The following is a 17,642-nucleotide window of genomic DNA, read 5'->3' as shown; positions in this document are numbered from 1 at the left end:
CGTCGACCCCGCACCGTGCTCGTCAGGGCTGGGTCACTTGCCGCCGTCGGCCCGGAACGCCACCCAGGCGTCGCTCATCCGGTCCGCCTGTCCGGGGGTGAACATGTTCATGCAGGAGTCCTGCGTGTAGTCCATGAAGTTGTGGATCGGGTCCAGCCCGGGTGCGGTGCAACTGTCCGCGCCCTCCGGGCAGTCGAACTGCGGCCCGGCCTCCCGGGGCGTGTCCGCGACGAAGTCGCCGGCGGCGGAGCACCCGTGCGCGAAGGTGTGCTCCAGCATCAACCAGTGCCCGACCTCGTGTGTCAGCGTGTCACCCAGGGCGTACTTGCCTGCCGTTCCGCCCGGCATCGACTCGTCGAGGAGCACCACACCGTCGATGTAGTCCCGGCCGTTGTTGTAGCCCTTCGGAAAGTACGCCCAGCCGAGAAGCCCGTCGCCGATGTTCGCCGCGTACACGTTCAGTGTGCGGGCGTCGCCGGTGTACAGCGCCTTCTTCATGTCCCGCTCGTTCTTGCCGGGCACGACCGTGTACCAGTCGCTGTTCACCGTCCAGGTGATGTCCACGAGTGAGAACCGGAACGGCGTGTCGGAGGCGTCCGGCGCGGTGGCGCCCGAGAACGAGTCGTTCAGCACCTCCATCTGGTCCGCGATCATGGTGTTCCACCGCTCCGTCTCGGCGGCGGTGAGCGGGTGGTCGGAGATCATGTGGAAGACCGTGGGGACGGTGACACCGCCGTCGGCAAGGCGGGGCGAATCCTTGATCACGCCGTAGGCGTTCGCCTCGTTCTTGGAGTACAGCTCCGGCTCTTTGGCGGTGGCGCCCTCCTTCACCCGCGCCGCACTGTGTCCCTCGGCGCCCGGCTCGCACGCCTCGACTCCCGGGGAGGCTGCCGCGGGCGCTGCCGTGCCCACTGCTGCGGAGGCTCCACCGCCCGCGAGGAACGTGGCAGCGGTGGCGGTGAGGACTGCCAGCCGGAACGTTGGTCGCCTGTGCATCGTCGCGCCTTTCGAGAGGGGGGTTCGGGTCCGACGAGGGTGGTCAATGTGCGGGGCGAACGTCGTCGCTCCGGTATAAGAACACGTCGTTACCGTTCGGCAACAGACCCGCGCTGAATTGCCGGCCGAGTCGCGCCCTCGATCGGGTCACCGCTTTCTCGACTCCGCGACGAAGACACCGCGACCCGGCCGCCCGACCAACACGCCCTGCTCCCGCAGCCGCGCCACCGCCCGGCTGATCGTGGACTGAGAGACGTCGTACTCGTCTGCCAGCACCCGCCCCGAGGGGAGTTGTGAGCCGGGTGGAAAGGTCCCGTCCTTGATCTTTTCGAGCAGATCATCCAGTAGTTCGTCCATTGTGGGCGGAATAGGCACGGTAGGCCCCTTGCAGTCGGTTGGCCCGCCCAGTATCGATCAACCAATTCGACACAGGCAACAGATGTAGCACGGAAGACATAAGTGGGTAGCTGACTCAAAGACATCCTTGACATAGGTAACTCGGTGCCAATACCGTCGCTCTCGGTGATGCGGTGCTGCTGCGGTCGGTTGGCGCCTCTCGTACCGGTCTCGCATCGCCGACGAGACCTCACACCCTCCGCGCTCCCCGGCGCGGCGGGGCGGCCTCCGCCGCATCGCAACCGGCGAAGGCCGCCCCTCCCCCGTCCCAGCGGCCTCCACGAAGGGCGGTCACCTCGTGCGCAACCTGCTCCGCCGGCTGACCCGCCGGCATCACGCTCCGCACCCGACGCCGATCCAGAAAACGCCGACGAACCACATCCCGCTACGCCCCTGGCAGGTGCGGGACCGCTGCTTCACCGTCCGCCGCCGTGGCGTCGACCCGGTCGAGATCCGTGCCTTCCTGCACCGCGTGGCCGACGAACTGGCCGTCGCGCAGCGCGCCCTGGTCGCGGTGCAGGAGGAGAACGTACGCATCAAGAATGCCCTGCGTGCCTGGCAGAGCGCCCAGTCGGCGAACCACCGCTACCGATGACGGGCCGTTGGGTGATCCACCTGCCGATCAGCGCGCCCGACCTGCTCCGCGCCCGAGTCTTCGCCCGTGCCGCCGCGCGGGTGTTGGCCCCGCTCAGCGCGCGGGTCGAGCCGGGCGGGGTGACCGTGTCGGCCGAAGACCAGCAGCACGTGCGCCACTGGGTCTTCTGCGACCGGCCGCTGCCGGACGGCGGCGGCCGGTGCGCGCTACCGGTGGATCACACCGCGTGCTGCGCGCCGCGCCCACCGTGGCTCAGCTCACCGGCAGCACCGGGCCGCCCTCCAGCAGCGGGCCGAGCAGGTCACCGTGCGTCTCGACCCGCTTGAGCACCTCGTCGGCGGTGTAGGGGCGGGTGGACGGGCGCTTGCCGGCCGCACCCGCCTCGACCTCGTCCCAGGTCAGCGGGGTGGACACCGCCGGCACCGGCTGGGCGCGCAGCGAGTACGGCGCCACCGTCGTCTTCGCCGCGTTGTTCTGACTCCAGTCGATGAACACCTTGCCGCGGCGCAGATTCTTCGCCATCTTCGACACGATCCGGTTCGGGTGTGCCTGCTCCAGCTCACGGGCTATCCGCTTCGCGTAGGCGGACACGTCGTCGGCATCCTGCGTCCCCGCGATCGGGCAGCAGAGCTGCATACCCTTCTTCCCCGACGTCTTCGGGTACGCGGCGATGCCGTCCTCGGCCAGCCGATCGCGCATCAGCAGGGCCACCTGGCAGCACTGTTTCAGCGCCGCAGGGGCGCCCGGGTCCAGGTCGACCACCATCATGTCCGGGTGCTCGCCGATCTTCCACTGCGGTGTGTGCAGCTCCAGCGCGGCGAGGTTGGCCAGCCAGACCAGGGTGGGCAGGTCGTCGGCGACCACGTAGTCGATGGCGTCCCGGCCCTTGCTCGAGCCGGGGGCGGGCAGCGTCTCGGCGCGTACCCAGCCGGGGGTGGCGGCCGGCGCGTTCTTCTCGAAGAACGAGCCGCCGTCGACACCGTTCGGGAAGCGGATCCGGGTGAGCGCCCGGTCGGCCAGGTGGGGCAGCAGCGCCGGGGCGATCCGGGTGTAGTAGTCGATCACCTCACCCTTGGTGAAGCCGACCTTCGGATAGAGGAGCTTGTCCAGGTTGGACAGCTCCAGGGCCCGCCCCTCGACGTCCACCGTCAACCGGTCAGCTGGCATCGTCGACCTCCTCGGGTGGCTTGTCCGGCCGCAGGCGCAGGATCCGGGGGAAACGCAGCCGCCCGTCCGGGGTGCGCTGCCCATACTTGATCTCCACCACCACCTGGGGGGTCACCCAGATCGCCCCCCGCGCGTCCTCGCGCGGCACGTCCCCGGCGAACGGCGACCCGGCGACGCGCAGCGGCTCCAACTCGCGCAGCAGTTCCCGTTCGAGGGCCGCGCCGATCCCTCCGCCGACCCGGCCGCGGAAGGTGAGCCGGCCGTCTGGACGGGGCACCCCGACCAGCAGGCCGCCGACCCGTCGGGCGCCGGGCCGCCAGCCGCCGACCACGAAGTCTCCGGTGACCTCCAGCTTGACCTTCACCCAGTCCGGCGAGCGCACCCCGGCGCGGTAGACCGAGTCGACCCGCTTGGCCATCACCCCTTCGAGCCCGTGCTCACCGGCCGCCGCATAGGTCGCCGGCCCGTCGGGGAAGGCGGGTGGCACCGCCCACCGGGCGGCGCCGAGGCCGAGCGACTCCAGCACCGCGCGCCGCTCGTGCCAGGGACGGCCGGTGAGGTCCGCGTCGCGCAACCGGAGCAGGTCGAAGATCATGTACGTGACCGGGATGCTGGCCGCCAACCGGGCGGCCTTGGTCGCGTTGCGGACGTGCATCCGCTCGGCGAGGGCGGTGAACGACGGCTGACCGTCGGTGAAGAGCACCACCTCGCCGTCCAGCAACGCGTCGTCGACCTGCTCGGCCAACGGAATCAGTTCCGGGTACGCGGCGGTGACCTCGACGCCGGAGCGGGCGTACAGGTGCTGCCGGCCGGCGGAGATGTCGGCGAGCGCGCGGACCCCGTCCCACTTGAACTCGTACGCCCAGCCGGCACCGGCGGGGAGCTGCCCGGTCATCGCGAGCATCGGCTTCAACGGCGCGCCGGGCACCTCCTGACTGTAGTTGCGCACGGAAGCGCGTGCATCCGGTTCGATCGTTTGCGATTCTGGTCAGAGCCCCGGGAGAGGAGCGCGGGATGCGGGCCATCTGGAAGGGAGCGGTGTCGTTCGGGCTGGTCTCGATCGGGGTGAAGCTGTACTCCGCGACCGAGGAGAAGGACATCCGGTTCCACCAGGTGCACCGGGAGGACGGCGGCCGCATCCGCTACAGGCGCACCTGCCAGGTCTGCGGCGAGGAGGTCAGCTACGACGACATCGCCAAGGGGTACGACATCGGCGGCGGCGAGATGGTGATCCTCACCGACGAGGACTTCGCCGATCTGCCGCTGAGCACCTCGCACGCGATCGACGTGCTGGAGTTCGTCCCCGCGGACCAGGTAGACCCGATCCTCTACAACAAGTCGTACTTCCTGGAGCCGGAGGGCACTGCCGCCAAGCCGTACGTGCTGCTGCGCGACGCGCTCACCGACTCGGAGCGGGTGGCCGTCGTCAAGGTGGCGATCCGCCAGCGGGAGCAGCTCGCGACGCTCCGGGTCCACGAGGGCGTGCTGCTGCTGAACACCATGCTGTGGCCCGACGAGATCCGAAAGCCGGACTTCGGCTTCCTGGACGAGGACCTGAAGGTCCGGCCCCCGGAGCTGGCGATGGCCAGCTCGCTGATCGACTCGATGGCCGGCGACTTCCAGCCGGACTCGTTCACCGACGACTACCGGGCCGCGCTGCAGGAGGTCATCGACGCGAAGGTGGAGGGCCGCGAGGTCGTCCAGCCGGAGGAGGCCGAGGAGGCACCACCGGCAGCGGTGGACCTGATGGCCGCGCTGAAGGCGTCCGTGGACCGGGCCCGGGCCGCCCGGGGGGAGGCACCGGCCGGCGGCGCCGGCGAGCCGACGCCGATCTCCGCCGCGCGATCGGCGCAGCAGAAGGCGGCTGGGAAGAAGACCGCGCCGAAGAAGGCCGCCACCGGGAAGGCGGCCGAGAAGAAGACCGCGCCCAAGAGGGCCGCCGCCAGGAAGACGACCGCGAAGAAGGCCGAGCCGGCCGAGAAGGCGCCCGCCAAGAAAGCCGCCGCGAAGAAGGCCTCCCGCAAGACGGCCTGAGGTGCACGGACGCGGCGCTTCCCAGCCCGTGCGTAGCGGATGTTCCCCGTTGGCGCCAGCGGCCGCCGAGCTGCGGCTCGACCGGCAGGGCAAACCGCCGTTGGTGAGGATCGCCGCATTCGTGACGTTACCGGCGCCCGGCGGTGCTGGCCGGCTGACCGCAAGACGGACCGACGCCTGCACACCGGGGACTCGGGCGGGTACCGTGTGCGTCGGCCTTCCCCCCTCCGGCACGCGGTGCCGGCCACCACCTTCGAGCAGGGAGTCGACGCCGTGACGACGCAGAACCGGTCCCAGAAGTCGGAGCGGCGACTGGCCGCCCAGCTCGCCGCCCAGAAGGCGGCCGAGGCGAAGCGACGCCGACAGGCCTGGGCCGGCGGTCTCGGTGGGGTCGCCGTCGTGGCGGTGTTGATCACCGTTTTCGTGTTGGTCGGGCGGGGCGGGGAGGAGGCGGACCCGGCGGCGAGCACCCCCTCGGCGGGCACCCCCTCCGCCAGCGCCGGTGGCGCGGGCGCCCCGCTGCCGGAGGGGGCGGACCCGGCGCTGAACACCAAGCCCGTGGTCGAGGCCGGCACGGGCGAGCTGACGAAGCTGGCGGTGACGCCGCTGATCAAGGGCACCGGCCCCGAGGTGACGACCGGCCAGACGATCACCACCAACTACGTGGGCGTCTTCTACGCCGACGGCAAGGAGTTCGACTCCTCCTGGCAGCGGGGCGAGCCGGCGAGCTTCGCGATCGGCGTCGGACAGGTCATCCCGGGCTGGGACCAGGGTCTGGTCGGCGTGACCGTCGGCAGCCGGGTGCAGTTGGACATCCCCGCCGAGCTGGCGTATGGCACCGACTCGTCCGGCGGCCGGCCGAGCGGTCCGCTGCGCTTCGTCGTGGACGTCCTGGCCGCGCAGTGACCGACGGATCCGCACCCGGATGTCATCCGGGAGCGGTGCGGTTGCCCACAACCGGCTTTCGGGCCGTCACCCGCTGGCAGTAGGTTCGGCGTCATCCCGGGCGGCCCCGCCCGTGCCGGGATGACGCCGAAGCGGAGGTGCACGTGACGGACGACGATGCCGGGCGGATCCCACGCCGGTTGTGGACCCACTTCGAGCCGGTGCACGCGGTCACCTACTTCCATCCGCGTGCCCGCGCCGCGTACGAGGCGGCCGGGCTGCGCGGCTACTGGCGGGGTTACTTCGCCGGCCGGGCCGCTCCGCTCGGCGCGACGGACGCCGCACCGGTGGTCGCCGCGTTCTTCAACTTCGCCCCACACATGGTGGGCCGGGCCCTGCCGGCCGTCTGGGAGTTGGCCTCCCCGGAGGAGGCGTTGCGGGCTCGCCTCACCGGCGCGGTGCAGGCCCTCGCCGAGCTGACGTACGAGCTGCCCGAGTCGCATCTCACCGAGGCCGCCGAGCTGCTGGAGGCCGCCGCGGCCGAGGTCGAGGTGGCCGGCCGGGTGCTGGGGGCGGCGAACTCGGCGCTCCCCCGCGGCGAGTACCCGCTCGCCCGGCTCTGGCAGGCCGCTACCACGCTGCGCGAGCACCGCGGCGACGGGCACGTCGCGGCGTTGGTGGCCGCCGATCTCGACCCGGTGGAGACGCTGTCCTGGCGGGTCGCGGTGGGGATGCCGGCGGTCAACCTGCTGGGCCGGGGCTGGACCGACCAGCAGTGGACGGCGGCCCGGGGACGGTTGGTCGGGCGGGGCTGGCTCACTCCGGACGGCGAACCGACCGAGCAGGGTCGGGCCGAGTTCCGCGCGGTCGAGGACGCCACCGACAGCGCCGCCGCCCGCCCGTGGCGGGTGCTCGGTCCGGACCGCACCGAGCGGCTGTGCGAGCTGCTCGACCCGATCGCCCGCGCCAGCCACACCGTGATACCGCCGGACAGCCCGATCGGCCTACCGGCGCTCCAGGGCTGACCCGACCCCGGTCGGTCCGGCAGGATGGGGGCGTGGCGGATGCGGTGGTCTTCGACCTGGACGGCGTGATCGTGGACTCGGAGCCGGTCTGGGAGGACGTCCGGCGAGCCTACGTGGCGACGCACGGCGGCACGTGGCAGGCCGACACCCAGCGCCGACTGATGGGCATGAGCACCGGTGAGTGGTCCCGCTACCTGAGCCGGGAGCTGGGTGTCGACCGGACGGCCGAGCAGGTCGCCGCCGAGGTGGTCGAGGAGATGACCCGGCGGTACACGAAGCGCGTACCCGTGGTCGACGGCGCCGTCGAGGTCGTGCACCGGATGGCCGGGCGGTGGCCGCTCGGCCTGGCCAGTTCCTCCCCGACCCGGCTGATCGCGGCGGCGCTGGCGGCGACGGGCCTGACCGACGCGTTCGGCGCGACGCTGTCGACCGAGGAGACCTCGCACGGAAAGCCGGCGCCCGACGTGTACCTGGCGGTCGCCGAGCGGCTGGGCGTCGATCCGGCGCGCTGCGTCGCGGTCGAGGACTCCTCCAACGGTGTGCGCTCCGCGGCCGCCGCCGGGATGACGGTGGTGGCGGTGCCGCACGGGTCGTACCCGCTGGACCCGGCCGCGGAGCAACTCGCGGCGGCGGTGCTCGGGGAGATCGTGGAGCTGACGCCGGCGACGGTGGACCGGCTCGCCTGATCCTGATCCTCAGCGTCGACCGGCTCCGGCTCAGCCGGGGCAGACACCGCCGCTCGCCCATCCCTCCCGCCGACCACCTGGTTGTACGGTTTCCGGGTCGGTGGGATCGGTCGAGAGGGTCGGTGGGATCGGTCGAGGCACGTGGGGAACGGACCGCGGCATGACCGGGTGCCGGCCGGGTACGGCAGGCGTGCCGAGCGGGCACGCCGTGCTGCCGGTGGGTGAGGAGACGGGGATGAAGGCGATCGTGTACGAGCGCACCGGCGACGCCTCGGTGCTGCAGCTGGTCGACCGGCCCGTGCCGGAACCCGGCGCCGGTGAGGTGCTGGTCCGGGTGGCGGTGTCCGGGGTGAACCCGACGGACTGGAAGTCGCGACAGCAGTGGCCGCTGCCCGCCGGCTGGCAGACGCCCGGGCAGGACGGCGCGGGCGTGGTCGAGGCGGTCGGCGACGGCGTCGACCAGCACCTGGTCGGGGAGCGGGTCTGGCTCTGGGAGGCCGCCTGGCAGCGGCCGTGGGGGACGGCCGCCGAGTACACGGTCGTCCCGGTCCGCCAGGCGGTACGCCTCGGCGACGCCTCATTCGATCTCGGCGCCTGTCTGGGCATCCCGTTCCTGACCGCGCACCGCTGCCTGACCGCCGGCGAGTACCTGCCGGACGCGCTGCACGCCGGTGCGTTGAGCGACCACACCGTGCTGGTGCAGGGCGGGGCGGGCGCGGTCGGCAACGCGGCGATCCAACTCGCCCGCTGGGCCGACGCCTGCGTGGTCGCGACGGTGAGCAGCGCGGAGAAGGCGCAGCTCGCGGCGGCGGCCGGCGCCGACTTCGTGGTCAACTACCGCAAGCAGGACGTCGTCGAGGAAGTCCGCAAGATCGTGCCCGACGGGGTGCACGTGGTCGTCGAGGTCTCCGCGGCGCGCAACGCCGGCGCCGTTGTCCAGCTACTCCGGCCGGGCGGTGCGGTCTGTGTGTACGCCGACGACGGCGGCGCCGAGGTGGCCCTACCGGTCCGGCCCCTGATGGTATTGAACGCCCGTTGGCAGTTCGTGCTCGTCTACACCGAGCCGAAGGCGGCGAAGGCCCAGGCGGTCGCCGACGTGGCGGCGGCGGTCGCGCAGGGTGGCATCCGGGTCGGCGAGGAGGCGGGGCTCCCGCTGCACCACTACTCGCTGGCCGCGACTGCGGCGGCGCACCAGGCGGTGGAGAACGCCGCCGTCGGCAAGGTGCTGATCAGCGCCACCGACGACCGGTGATCCCGATCGACCTGAGTATGTTTCGTCATAGTCGGGGCATAGGCGAACAAGTTTCGCAAGAATGACGGTGCGGGTCACCCCGCGTGGAACGGGCGGCCCCGGCGCGGTGCGAACGCCGGGGCCGCTCTGGGGAGGGAGGCCGCGACAGCGCTCCTCCCCCGCGAGAGGCGACCGGCCGTCGGAGAACGTTACGGGGCCGTCAACGCGCGGACGTCCAGGTCGCCGTCGGCGTACCGGGACCGGACGACCTTCTTGTCGAACTTACCCACACTCGTCTTCGGCACGGCGTCGATCACCGCCCACCGCTCGGGCAGTTGCCAGCGGGCCACCGACGCGGCGAGGAAGTCCCGCAGCTCCGGCACATCGGCGGTCGCGCCCTCGCGGAGCACCACCGTCGCCAACGGGCGCTCGCCCCAGCGCTCGTCCGGTACGCCCACCACACAGGCCTCCACCACGTCCGGGTGGGCCATCAGCGCATTCTCCAACTCCACCGAGGAGATCCACTCCCCGCCGGACTTGATCACGTCCTTGGCCCGGTCGGTCAGGGTGATGTAGCCGTCCGGCGACAGGGTGCCGACGTCACCGGTACGCAGCCAACCGTCCCGGAACTTCTCCTCGTCCGGGCTCTCGTCGCCGACGTACCGCCCGGTGACCCACGGCCCGCGGACCTCCAGCTCACCCACGGATGTCCCGTCGGCGGGCAGCCGCTCGGCCAGCGGGCCGACGATCCGGGCCTCGACCGCGGCGGGGACCCGGCCCTGGGTGTAGCGGTACCGCCACGCCTGGGCACCGCCCGCGCCGGCCGGCGGACGGGCCACCGAGCCGAGCGGCGACGTCTCGGTCATCCCCCAGGCGTGGATCACCCGGATGCCGTGACGCTCCTCGAACGCGTGCATCAGCGCCGGTGGACAGGCCGACCCGCCGACGATCACCTCGGTCAGTGTGGAGGTGTCCACGTCGTTGCTGTCCAGGTGAGCGAGCAGGTCGTTCCAGATGGTCGGCACGGCACCGGCCAGCGTGGGCCGCTCGGCGGCGATCATCTCGGCGATCGGCGCCGCCTGGAGGAACCGGTCCGGCATGATCAGCGACGCGCCGGAGAGGAAGGCCGCGTAGGGCAGGCCCCACGACATGGCGTGAAACATCGGCACGATCGCCAACTCCCGGTCGTTCGGCCCGAGGCCGAACGACTCCGGCATGCAGATCTGCATCGAGTGCAGGTAGATCGAACGGTGCGAGTAGGCCACCCCCTTGGGGTGCCCGGTTGTCCCGGAGGTGTAGCAGAGGGCGGCGGCGTCCCGCTCGTCCACCTCCGGCCAGTCGTAGTGGTCCGATCGATCCGCCAAGAGGGCATCCCAGTGGTGCACGGCGATCCGGTCCCCGGCCGCCGCCACGAGCGGGGCAGGATCGCCGCCGCCGACCACCACCACGTGCCGCACGGTGGTCATGTCGCCGATCACCCTCGCCAGCAGTGGGATCAGCGTCGTGTCGACCAGCACCACCCGGTCCTCGGCGTGGTTGGCGATGTAGGCGACCTGGTCGGGAAAGAGACGGATGTTGAGGGTGTGCAGCACCGCGCCCATGCTGGGCACAGCGAAGTACGCCACCAGGTGCTCGTTGTTGTTCCACAGGAAGGTGGCGACGCGGTCGTCGCCGGTCACGCCGCACTCGTCGCGCAGTGCGTGCGCCAGCCGGGCGGCAGCCCGCCCCACCTCGGCGTACGTCATCCGGCGGGGCTCGGCACCGGTCCAGGTGACCACCTCGGCCGTGCCGTGCACGCTGGAGCCGTGGTCGAGGATCCGGGAGACCTGGAGGGGGGCGTCCATCATCGTGCTACGCATGGGCAACAAGCTAGTGTCGGCGGTCACAACTTGGGAAGCCCCGATCTCGGGACCACCCCGACGAAGGTGCGTAGATTGTCCGGGGTGAGCATCTCCTGGGCAGAATCGTACGTCGGACAACTGCGCGCCATCGCCGGCAACCGGACGTTGATGTTCGTTGGCGCCCGAGCGGTTGTCCGCGACAACGTCGGCCGCATCCTGCTGATCCAGCGCTCCGACAACGGCCAGTGGGCCATGCCGGCCGGGGCGATGGAGCTGGGCGAGTCGATCGCCGACTGCGCCGTCCGGGAGGTCCGCGAGGAAACCGGCCTGCGGGCGCTGCGAGTCAGCGCGTTCGCCCTCTACACCGGCCCGGACCGAACCCACACCAACATGTACGGGCACACGTACCAGATCTTCACCACCGCCTTCCGGATCGAGGAGTGGGACGGCGAACTGGCCCGGGTCACCGACGAGACCCTCGACGCCGGCTTCTTCGACCGCACCCGCCTGCCGGGCCCGCTGTCGGCCAGCGTCCCGGAGACCCTGGCCGACCTGGACGTCTTCGAGCAGACCAACCGCCTGATCCTCAAGTAGGACGCCCTGATCCTCAAGCAGGACGCCCCGCACGACGTCGGCCTCGACCAGTGTCCACCCGGCGGTCGCCACTCCCCGACACCCCAGGTTTGATCCGACTGGCCGGGGGGACCCGGCAGGGCATGGCAGCAGCAGCGGAACAGCGCCGGCTCGCCGCCGTGGTCGAGAGCTGGCTCGGGCGCGCCGTCCTGGTCGTCGGGGACGCGCTGCTCGACGAGTGGCGGTTCGCCGAGTCCGACCGGCTCTGCCGGGAGGCACCCGCCCCGGTCCTCACCCTGCGGCGGCGGATCTCCGCGGCCGGCGGCGCGGCGAACACCGCCGTGAACATCGCCGCGCTCGGCGGCCGGGCCGCGCTGGTCGCACCGGTCGGCGCGGACGTGGCCGGGGACGAGCTGCACGACTGCCTGGACCGGGCCGGAGTGTGGGACCGCACGGTCAACCAGCCGGTCCGCGCCACGCCCGTCAAACGGCGCATGCTGGCCGGCAACCAGATCCTCCTGCGGGAGGACTCCGGCGCCCCCGACGACGCCCTCGACGACGACGGGATCGCTGGCCTGCTCACCGCGCTGGACAGCGCCACCGAGGAGCTGCGGGCGGCTGCCGACGGGACGGCGCCGACCCTGGTGGTCTGCGACTACGCCCTGGGGGCGCTGCCCACGCCGGTCCGCGCCTGGCTGGTCGCCAACCGGGAGCGGTACGCGACCGTCGCCCTGGACGCGCACGACCTCGCCGACTGGCGGGGCCTCGCCCCAACGGTGGTGACCCCGAGTTTCGCCGAGGCGGCCCGGCTGCTCGCCCGGACCATCGCCCGGCCGGCCGCCAACGCCCTACACCTGGACCACCCGGACGGCGACCCGTCCGACGGCCCGTCCGAGCTGACCGTAGGCGTGTCCCCGGGCGACGGCTCGTCCGCCCGGCTCGGGCCGACCGGCGAGCCAGGCCCGGCCGAGGACCGGGTAGCGATGACCGGGGACGGGCTCAGCGTCACCGGCACCGGCGTCACCGTGAACGCCACGGCCGGTGCGGGCGTGGACCGCGCGAAGCTCGCCGAGTCCCGCCTGGCCGAGCTGCGGGCACACACCGGGGCCGACGTCGTGGCGGTGACGCTGGACACCGACGGTGCGGTGGTCGGCGGGCCGGACGGGGAGCGACGCCGCAGCCACAGCACCCCGGTACCGGCGAGTCACGCGGTCGGGGCCGGAGACGCGTACCTGGCGGCCATGACGCTCGCCCTGGCCGCCGACGCGCCGCTGCCCACCGCCGCGCAGCTGGCCCAACTCGCGGCCACCGTCACCGTCTCGGATACCGGCACCTGCGTGTGTCGGCGGAAGGATCTCCTCGCCGCGCTCGACTCCCCCGCCGACGCCGCCGGCCAACCGACCCTGGTCGCGGCCGACGGACTGGCGGCGATCGTCACCGAGCACCGGCGGGCTGGCCGCTCGGTGGTCTTCACCAACGGCTGCTTCGACGTGCTGCACCGGGGGCACGTCAGGTACCTGGAGCAGGCCCGCGCCCTCGGCGACCTGCTGGTGGTGGCGGTCAACTCCGACGGCAGCGTCCGCCGGCTCAAGGGAACCGACCGGCCGGTGAACCCGGTCGAGGACCGGGTGGCCCTGTTGGCGGCGCTGACCTGCGTGGACCACGTGGTCGTCTTCGAGGAGGACTCGCCGGCCCGGCTCATCGAGACCGTTCGCCCGGACGTCTACGTCAAGGGTGGCGACTACCCACCGGAGATGGTGCCGGAGGCGCCGCTGGTACGCCGGCTCGGCGGTCAGGTCCGCACGCTCGGGTACGTACCGGACCGGTCCACGTCGGCGATCATCGACCGGATTCGCGCCCAGGGCACCACGTCGCCGGTGGCGGGTCAGGCGTGAACCGACCGCTCGACCTCGGCACCTGCGACCAGTTCCGCGCCGCGCGGCACCTCGACGTGCTGATCCCGACCCGGAACCGGCCCGCCGAACTGGCGGTCACCCTGTCCGGGCTGGCCGCCCAGGAGGGGGTGGGTGGCTTCGGGGTGGTGGTCAGCGACCAGTCCGACGGGGAGCCCGCGTACGCGCACCCCGCGGCAGCCACCATGGTCCGGGCACTGCGCCACCGGGGGCACCCGGTGCTGCTGACCCGACGGTTGCCGCGGCGCGGGTTGGCCGAGCACCGCGCCTCGCTCCTGGCCGCCTCCGCCGGCCGGTACGTGCTCTGCCTCGACGACGACGTGTGGCTGGAGCCGGGATCGCTGCGCCGACTGGTCACCGCGATCGAGGAGTTGGGCTGCGGGTTCGTCGGCAACGCGGTGCACGGCCTGTCCTACCTCGACGACGTCCGACCGGAGACGCACCGGCACTACGAGGAGTGGGACGGGCCGCCGGTGCCGGAGCGGGTCCGCCCGGGAACTCCGCAGTGGCAGCGCGCGGCCATCCACCCGGCGGCGAACCTGCTGCACGTCACCGAGAAGCTGGGCCTGCCGCCGGGGACGTGGCGGGCTTACAAGGTCTCCTGGATCGGCGGTTGCGTGCTCTACGACCGGGCGAAACTGGTCGACGCGGGCGGCTTCGAGTTCTGGCGTCGGGTGCGGGAGAAACACCAGGGCGAGGATGTGGCGGCCCAGTTGGCCGTGCTGGCGCGGCACGGCGGCGCCGGCGTCCTGCCCAGCGGGGCGTACCACCTGGAGTCACCGACCACGGTGACCGAGCGCGAGGTGGAGGCGTGGGAGGTGCTCCTCGCCGAGGATGACCTCCCGCAGCCGGCGTGAGGTGTCGCCAGGGGTCCTTGCGCGCCGGCGACGTCAGGAACGCCCGCCGTTCACCGCCAGCAGCTCGCGGGCGGCCTCGAGCACCTCGATCGCGGGAACGTCGGTGACGAAGGAGTCACGGTGCGGGCAGTCGCCGTCGCCGGGGCGGTGCGGGTAGATGCCGGGGACACAGTCGACGCCGCAGACCGGGCAGTGCACCGTCCACGAGCTGATCGGGCGGTGCCGGGCCCGGAGCGGGTTCGCCGTGTTGATGAGGTTACCCACCCAGAAGACGCCGACCGTGGCGGTGCCCACCGCCGCGGCCAGGTGCAGCGGACCGGTGTCGTTGGCGACCACCAGTGCGCAGCCCGCGTAGCAGCCGACCAGCCCACCGAGGCTGAGCGTGCCGACCTGGGGGCGCACCGGCACCCCGGCCGCCGCTACCACCCGCTCCACCACCGCCTGCTCGCCGGTAGTGCCGGTGACCAGCACCTCGCACCCGTCGCCGTGCAGCTCCCGGGCCACCTCCGCGAAGCGGTCCGCCGGCCAGCGCCGCCGGGTGTCGGTGGCGCCCGGGTGCAGCGCGACCCGGGGCCGCCGCGGCGGGCCGAGGATCTCCGCCGCCTCCGCCCGGTCGGCGTCGGTGACGGCCAGGGTCGGGACGACGGTGGTGGCCGGGGCGCCCACCAGCGCCGCCACCTCCAGGTAGCGGATCACTTCGTGCTGGTAGTAGACGTATCGCAGCCAGCGGTCCAGCGGCGGCGCGTCCGCCGCGCGCAGGCCCGCCGTCAGCCGGGCGCCGAGGCCCGCGACGACCGGGTTGGAGTTGGCGCCGCCGCCGTGTAACTGCAACGCCAGGTCGAAGCGTTCCTCGCGGGCCGCGCCGAGGAAGTCCACCATCGTCGACTCCGGCTGCTCGCCGGGCTCCGGTTCCCGGATCCCGGGCGCCGGCGGCACCACCAGGAGCCGGTCCACCGGGCCGGGCCGGTCGCGCCAGAGCTTCGCGTGCCACGGCGCGCCGAGCAGCACGATCTCCGCCCGGGGGTACGCGGCCCGGAGCGCGTCCAACGCCGGCAGGATGAAGATGAAGTCGCCGAGCGCGTTGGCGCGCAGCACCGCGATCCGCTCGGCGTCGGGGACGCGCCCGGTGGCCGGGCCGAGCAGATTCGGGGCGTCCATGTGACTCCTATGGCCGGTCGATCCCGCCGACGGCGGTGTCGGGGTGGTGCAACTCCCGGTCGGCCGCCGGGTCGACCGGCAGCGGCGTGCCGCCGGCGGGTCCACGCCTGCCGGTGCGGCCGACGGTGATGGTGCGGGGCACGGGTCGCGCCGCCCGGGGCAGCCGGATCCGGAGCAGCCCGTGGTCCATCACCGCGTCCACCGCATTCGGGTCCGCCCGCGACGGCAGGTCCACCCGATACTCGAAGCCTCGGGTCTCGAAGCCACCCGGGATCCCGTGGTCCGCATTGACCTCGGCCTCCGACCGGGCCCGTACGCACAGCTCGCGGTCGTTCAGCTCGACCGCCACCTCCTCGGGTGCGACGCCCGGCAGGCGCACGACGACCTCCCAGCCGTCGGCGATTTCGGTCAGCTCCAGGTCGGGCGAGCCGGAGCGGCCGCCGACCAGCCGGCCCAGCTCGGCGCGCAGCGATTGCAGCTCGCCCATCGGGTTCCAGCCCTGCTGCCGACCGTGCCCGCCCCGACCGAAGCCGCCGCCGCTGTGGTCAGTCACTACACCTCTCCGATCCGCTGGGTCGCCGTCGGGGACCGCAGCGAGCTGGGCGCGTCCAGGTCGGCGTCACGGTCGATGCCGACTCCGAGCCGGTCCACCAGTTCACCACCGAGCCAGGCGCTGACGCCGAGGATGGCCAGGGCGACGACCTCGATCGCGATGAGCGCACCGCCGGCGGCCCGGGAGTCGGCGTTGAGCCGGACCACCCAGACCGCGGCGAAGAGCAGGATCACCGCCACGTTCGCGGCGGCGTGGCTGAGCGCCACCCGCTTCGCGCGGGTGCCGGTGGGGATGGCCAGCAGGTCGAACGTCCCGGCCACCGCGGCCAGCAGGCCACCGACGAGCCCGACGCTGACGTTCCAGTACGCGACCTCGCCGAGGAAGTCCGGACCGCCGACGGTGTCGACGATGTCGAACAGCACCGCGGTCACGAGCAGGGCGACCGGGAACGTCACCAGCATCGGGTGAACGGGGTGGCCGAGCACCTTGAGTCGGCTCTCCATGACCGGGCCTCCTGCTCGGGTCCTGCCGGCGCGGCTGTACCCCCGACTCCGGCGGGCAAACCTCGCCCCTGGTGGACCCGCCTCTAGGCTGTCGGGTGGCGGCGTGCCGCCACCCGGGTCAACGGATGGGGGAGGGTCACGTTACGGCGGAGATCAGCATCCGCCGGGTCACGCGCCGCTTCGGGTGTGGGCGACTCCCGACCTCACGGTGATGGGGTGCAACGCGTCCGGCCACCGCCGGCACAGGCCGACGGTGGCCGGGCCACCAGCTAGACGATCTATTCCGAGGGATCAGTGGTCGTAGGCGATGAGGGAGCGCATGACGGGTTGGCCGGTGGTCCAGTTGTGCCAGATCGCGGCGGTCATGGCGAGGATGCGTTGTGCGACGCGTACGAGTACGCCGGTGCCGGTACGGCCGCCGTGTCGTTCGAGGTCGAGTTGACCTTTGAGGGTTTGGTTGACGGACTCGATGTTCTGTCGCACAGCGCGCAGCAGTGTCCGTCCGGGGCGTGGCTTCTCGGTGCGGTAGGCGGGGCGGATCATGGTGACGCCGCGTTCGGTGAGCTGTCGTTCGGTGGCGGCGTCGCGGTAGCCCTTGTCCACGACCAGGATCAGCCCGTCGGGGTGGGTCAACAGGCCGGTGTCCAGGTCGAACAGGTCCATGAGTGCTTCGCGTTCGTCGGTCTTGGCGGTGGTCAGGGCGAATGCCACGGGCAGTCCGTGCACGGTGGTGACCAGGTGCAGACGCAGGCCCCAGAAGCGACGCGAGTGCGAGGCGCAGTAGCCGTAGGTGGCCCACCCGGCCAGATCAGAGCGTGTGACGGTCTCGCGGGAGCGTCCGCATTCCACCGGGGTGGAGTCGGCGATGCGCACCGGGTGCTGCCACAGGTCGGTGTCCAGGGCCAGGACCCGGATCAGGTGGGTGATCTGCGTGCCGAGTGTCCGTAGCCGCTTGTTGTACCCGGGCTGTTTCGGGATGTAGGGGAACAGGTGGGTCAGGTTCATGCGGGCGTGACGGATCCAGCGGGCTTCTTTGTGGTAGCCGAGCAGGGCTTGCAGCACCGCGAGGGTGATCAGTTCGGCGTCGGTGATCTTCGGGGCGATCCCGACCGCGGGTCGCCACCGGGTGAGCTGGGGCGACGACTTCAACACGTCGTCGATCTTCACGTACAGTGCGGTGGCGAGGGTGTCCCGATCGACGTGCACGTGGCCTCCATGGTCATCGTTGC

18 protein-coding genes and 1 pseudogene are annotated in these 17,642 nt (G+C 72.3%); 10 read left to right on the top strand and 9 right to left on the bottom strand.

The window, feature by feature from the left end:
- Nucleotides 1-33 precede the first annotated feature (33 nt).
- Both QTQ03_RS22475 and QTQ03_RS22470 read right to left on the bottom strand, forming a co-directional pair.
- A complete protein-coding gene (locus QTQ03_RS22475; protein ID WP_289279747.1) occupies nucleotides 34-996 on the bottom strand; it encodes a zinc metalloprotease in 963 nt (320 codons plus the stop codon).
- Between the two features lie 147 nt (nucleotides 997-1,143).
- Complete coding sequence (locus QTQ03_RS22470; protein ID WP_289279746.1) at nucleotides 1,144-1,353, bottom strand: winged helix-turn-helix domain-containing protein; 210 nt, start codon at nucleotides 1,351-1,353, stop codon at nucleotides 1,144-1,146.
- A gap of 337 nt (nucleotides 1,354-1,690) precedes the next feature.
- Here QTQ03_RS22470 and QTQ03_RS22465 point away from each other — a divergent pair, with 337 nt between their 5' ends.
- Nucleotides 1,691-1,987 carry a DivIVA domain-containing protein gene (locus tag QTQ03_RS22465; protein ID WP_502889808.1) on the top strand — a complete coding sequence of 99 codons (297 nt, stop codon included), beginning with the start codon at nucleotides 1,691-1,693 and terminating at the stop codon, nucleotides 1,985-1,987.
- Nucleotides 1,984-2,235: pseudogene (locus QTQ03_RS22460) on the top strand (hypothetical protein); the annotation flags it as partial. The gene QTQ03_RS22465 and the pseudogene QTQ03_RS22460, both read left to right, overlap by 4 nt.
- A gap of 4 nt (nucleotides 2,236-2,239) precedes the next feature.
- Here QTQ03_RS22460 and ligD (QTQ03_RS22455) read toward each other — a convergent pair.
- Both ligD (QTQ03_RS22455) and ligD (QTQ03_RS22450) read right to left on the bottom strand, forming a co-directional pair.
- A complete protein-coding gene (ligD, locus tag QTQ03_RS22455; RefSeq protein WP_289279745.1) occupies nucleotides 2,240-3,154 on the bottom strand; it encodes a non-homologous end-joining DNA ligase in 915 nt (304 codons plus the stop codon).
- Nucleotides 3,144-4,082: a non-homologous end-joining DNA ligase gene (ligD, locus tag QTQ03_RS22450; protein ID WP_289280951.1), complete on the bottom strand. Its 939-nt coding sequence runs from the start codon at nucleotides 4,080-4,082 to the stop codon at nucleotides 3,144-3,146. Before ligD (QTQ03_RS22450) ends, ligD (QTQ03_RS22455) begins: the two co-directional genes overlap by 11 nt.
- Nucleotides 4,083-4,168: 86 nt before the next feature.
- Between ligD (QTQ03_RS22450) and ku the strand changes: the two genes are divergently transcribed.
- The 5 genes from ku (at nucleotide 4,169) to QTQ03_RS22425 (ending at nucleotide 9,036) form a co-directional block, all read left to right on the top strand.
- Nucleotides 4,169-5,188, top strand: a complete 1,020-nt coding sequence (gene ku, locus QTQ03_RS22445) for a non-homologous end joining protein Ku (protein WP_289279744.1) — start codon at nucleotides 4,169-4,171, stop codon at nucleotides 5,186-5,188.
- Between the two features lie 237 nt (nucleotides 5,189-5,425).
- Nucleotides 5,426-6,094 carry an FKBP-type peptidyl-prolyl cis-trans isomerase gene (locus QTQ03_RS22440; RefSeq protein ID WP_289279743.1) on the top strand — a complete coding sequence of 223 codons (669 nt, stop codon included), beginning with the start codon at nucleotides 5,426-5,428 and terminating at the stop codon, nucleotides 6,092-6,094.
- A 143-nt stretch (nucleotides 6,095-6,237) separates the two neighbouring features.
- The gene (locus QTQ03_RS22435; RefSeq protein ID WP_502889807.1) at nucleotides 6,238-7,098 is read left to right on the top strand and encodes an SCO6745 family protein; all 861 of its coding nucleotides are present in this window, start codon (nucleotides 6,238-6,240) and stop codon (nucleotides 7,096-7,098) included.
- A gap of 32 nt (nucleotides 7,099-7,130) precedes the next feature.
- Entirely contained in the window at nucleotides 7,131-7,784 is a 654-nt protein-coding gene (locus tag QTQ03_RS22430) for an HAD family hydrolase (RefSeq protein WP_289279742.1), read from the top strand.
- Between the two features lie 235 nt (nucleotides 7,785-8,019).
- On the top strand, nucleotides 8,020-9,036 hold the full coding sequence (locus QTQ03_RS22425; RefSeq protein ID WP_289280949.1) for an NADPH:quinone reductase: 1,017 nt from the start codon (nucleotides 8,020-8,022) through the stop codon (nucleotides 9,034-9,036).
- Nucleotides 9,037-9,224: 188 nt separating this feature from the next.
- Here the strand turns inward: QTQ03_RS22425 and QTQ03_RS22420 are convergent, their stop codons facing one another.
- Complete coding sequence (locus QTQ03_RS22420; RefSeq protein WP_289279741.1) at nucleotides 9,225-10,874, bottom strand: fatty acid--CoA ligase; 1,650 nt, start codon at nucleotides 10,872-10,874, stop codon at nucleotides 9,225-9,227.
- 84 nt (nucleotides 10,875-10,958) lie between these two features.
- Here QTQ03_RS22420 and QTQ03_RS22415 point away from each other — a divergent pair, with 84 nt between their 5' ends.
- The 3 genes from QTQ03_RS22415 (at nucleotide 10,959) to QTQ03_RS22405 (ending at nucleotide 14,199) form a co-directional block, all read left to right on the top strand.
- Complete coding sequence (locus tag QTQ03_RS22415; protein WP_289279740.1) at nucleotides 10,959-11,450, top strand: NUDIX domain-containing protein; 492 nt, start codon at nucleotides 10,959-10,961, stop codon at nucleotides 11,448-11,450.
- A gap of 122 nt (nucleotides 11,451-11,572) precedes the next feature.
- A complete protein-coding gene (gene rfaE2 / locus QTQ03_RS22410) occupies nucleotides 11,573-13,324 on the top strand; it encodes a D-glycero-beta-D-manno-heptose 1-phosphate adenylyltransferase (RefSeq protein ID WP_289279739.1) in 1,752 nt (583 codons plus the stop codon).
- The gene (locus tag QTQ03_RS22405) at nucleotides 13,321-14,199 is read left to right on the top strand and encodes a glycosyltransferase family 2 protein (protein WP_289279738.1); all 879 of its coding nucleotides are present in this window, start codon (nucleotides 13,321-13,323) and stop codon (nucleotides 14,197-14,199) included. Before rfaE2 ends, QTQ03_RS22405 begins: the two co-directional genes overlap by 4 nt.
- A gap of 33 nt (nucleotides 14,200-14,232) precedes the next feature.
- Here QTQ03_RS22405 and QTQ03_RS22400 read toward each other — a convergent pair whose 3' ends face one another.
- The 4 genes from QTQ03_RS22400 to QTQ03_RS22385 all read right to left on the bottom strand — a co-directional run bounded on the left by QTQ03_RS22400 (nucleotide 14,233) and on the right by QTQ03_RS22385 (nucleotide 17,619).
- Nucleotides 14,233-15,357 (bottom strand): glycosyltransferase family 9 protein, encoded by a 1,125-nt coding sequence (locus QTQ03_RS22400; RefSeq protein ID WP_289279737.1) that lies wholly within the window; start codon nucleotides 15,355-15,357, stop codon nucleotides 14,233-14,235.
- A gap of 7 nt (nucleotides 15,358-15,364) precedes the next feature.
- Entirely contained in the window at nucleotides 15,365-15,844 is a 480-nt protein-coding gene (locus tag QTQ03_RS22395; RefSeq protein WP_289280948.1) for an Hsp20/alpha crystallin family protein, read from the bottom strand.
- A gap of 65 nt (nucleotides 15,845-15,909) precedes the next feature.
- Nucleotides 15,910-16,413 carry a DUF2231 domain-containing protein gene (locus QTQ03_RS22390; protein ID WP_289279736.1) on the bottom strand — a complete coding sequence of 168 codons (504 nt, stop codon included), beginning with the start codon at nucleotides 16,411-16,413 and terminating at the stop codon, nucleotides 15,910-15,912.
- 291 nt (nucleotides 16,414-16,704) lie between these two features.
- The gene (locus QTQ03_RS22385; protein WP_289279682.1) at nucleotides 16,705-17,619 is read right to left on the bottom strand and encodes an IS982 family transposase; all 915 of its coding nucleotides are present in this window, start codon (nucleotides 17,617-17,619) and stop codon (nucleotides 16,705-16,707) included.
- Nucleotides 17,620-17,642: the final 23 nt, after the last annotated feature.

The organism is Micromonospora sp. WMMA1363 (genome assembly GCF_030345795.1).
Lineage (GTDB): Bacteria > Actinomycetota > Actinomycetes > Mycobacteriales > Micromonosporaceae > Micromonospora.
The sequence above is the reverse complement of the archived record's forward strand: the minus strand, read 5'-3'. Positions and strand labels throughout refer to the sequence as shown.

Bases quoted from the DNA above. Each gene is read 5' to 3' on its own strand.
- QTQ03_RS22475 (WP_289279747.1), bottom strand. From the start codon at position 996: ATGCACAGGCGACCAACGTTCCGGCTGGCAGTCCTCACCGCCACCGCT.
- QTQ03_RS22470 (WP_289279746.1), bottom strand. From the start codon at position 1,353: ATGGACGAACTACTGGATGATCTGCTCGAAAAGATCAAGGACGGGACC.
- ligD (WP_289279745.1), bottom strand. From the start codon at position 3,154: ATGCCAGCTGACCGGTTGACGGTGGACGTCGAGGGGCGGGCCCTGGAG.
- ku (WP_289279744.1), top strand. From the start codon at position 4,169: ATGCGGGCCATCTGGAAGGGAGCGGTGTCGTTCGGGCTGGTCTCGATC.
- QTQ03_RS22425 (WP_289280949.1), top strand. From the start codon at position 8,020: ATGAAGGCGATCGTGTACGAGCGCACCGGCGACGCCTCGGTGCTGCAG.
- QTQ03_RS22420 (WP_289279741.1), bottom strand. From the start codon at position 10,874: ATGCGTAGCACGATGATGGACGCCCCCCTCCAGGTCTCCCGGATCCTC.
- rfaE2 (WP_289279739.1), top strand. From the start codon at position 11,573: ATGGCAGCAGCAGCGGAACAGCGCCGGCTCGCCGCCGTGGTCGAGAGC.
- QTQ03_RS22400 (WP_289279737.1), bottom strand. From the start codon at position 15,357: ATGGACGCCCCGAATCTGCTCGGCCCGGCCACCGGGCGCGTCCCCGAC.
- QTQ03_RS22395 (WP_289280948.1), bottom strand. From the start codon at position 15,844: ATGGGCGAGCTGCAATCGCTGCGCGCCGAGCTGGGCCGGCTGGTCGGC.
- QTQ03_RS22390 (WP_289279736.1), bottom strand. From the start codon at position 16,413: ATGGAGAGCCGACTCAAGGTGCTCGGCCACCCCGTTCACCCGATGCTG.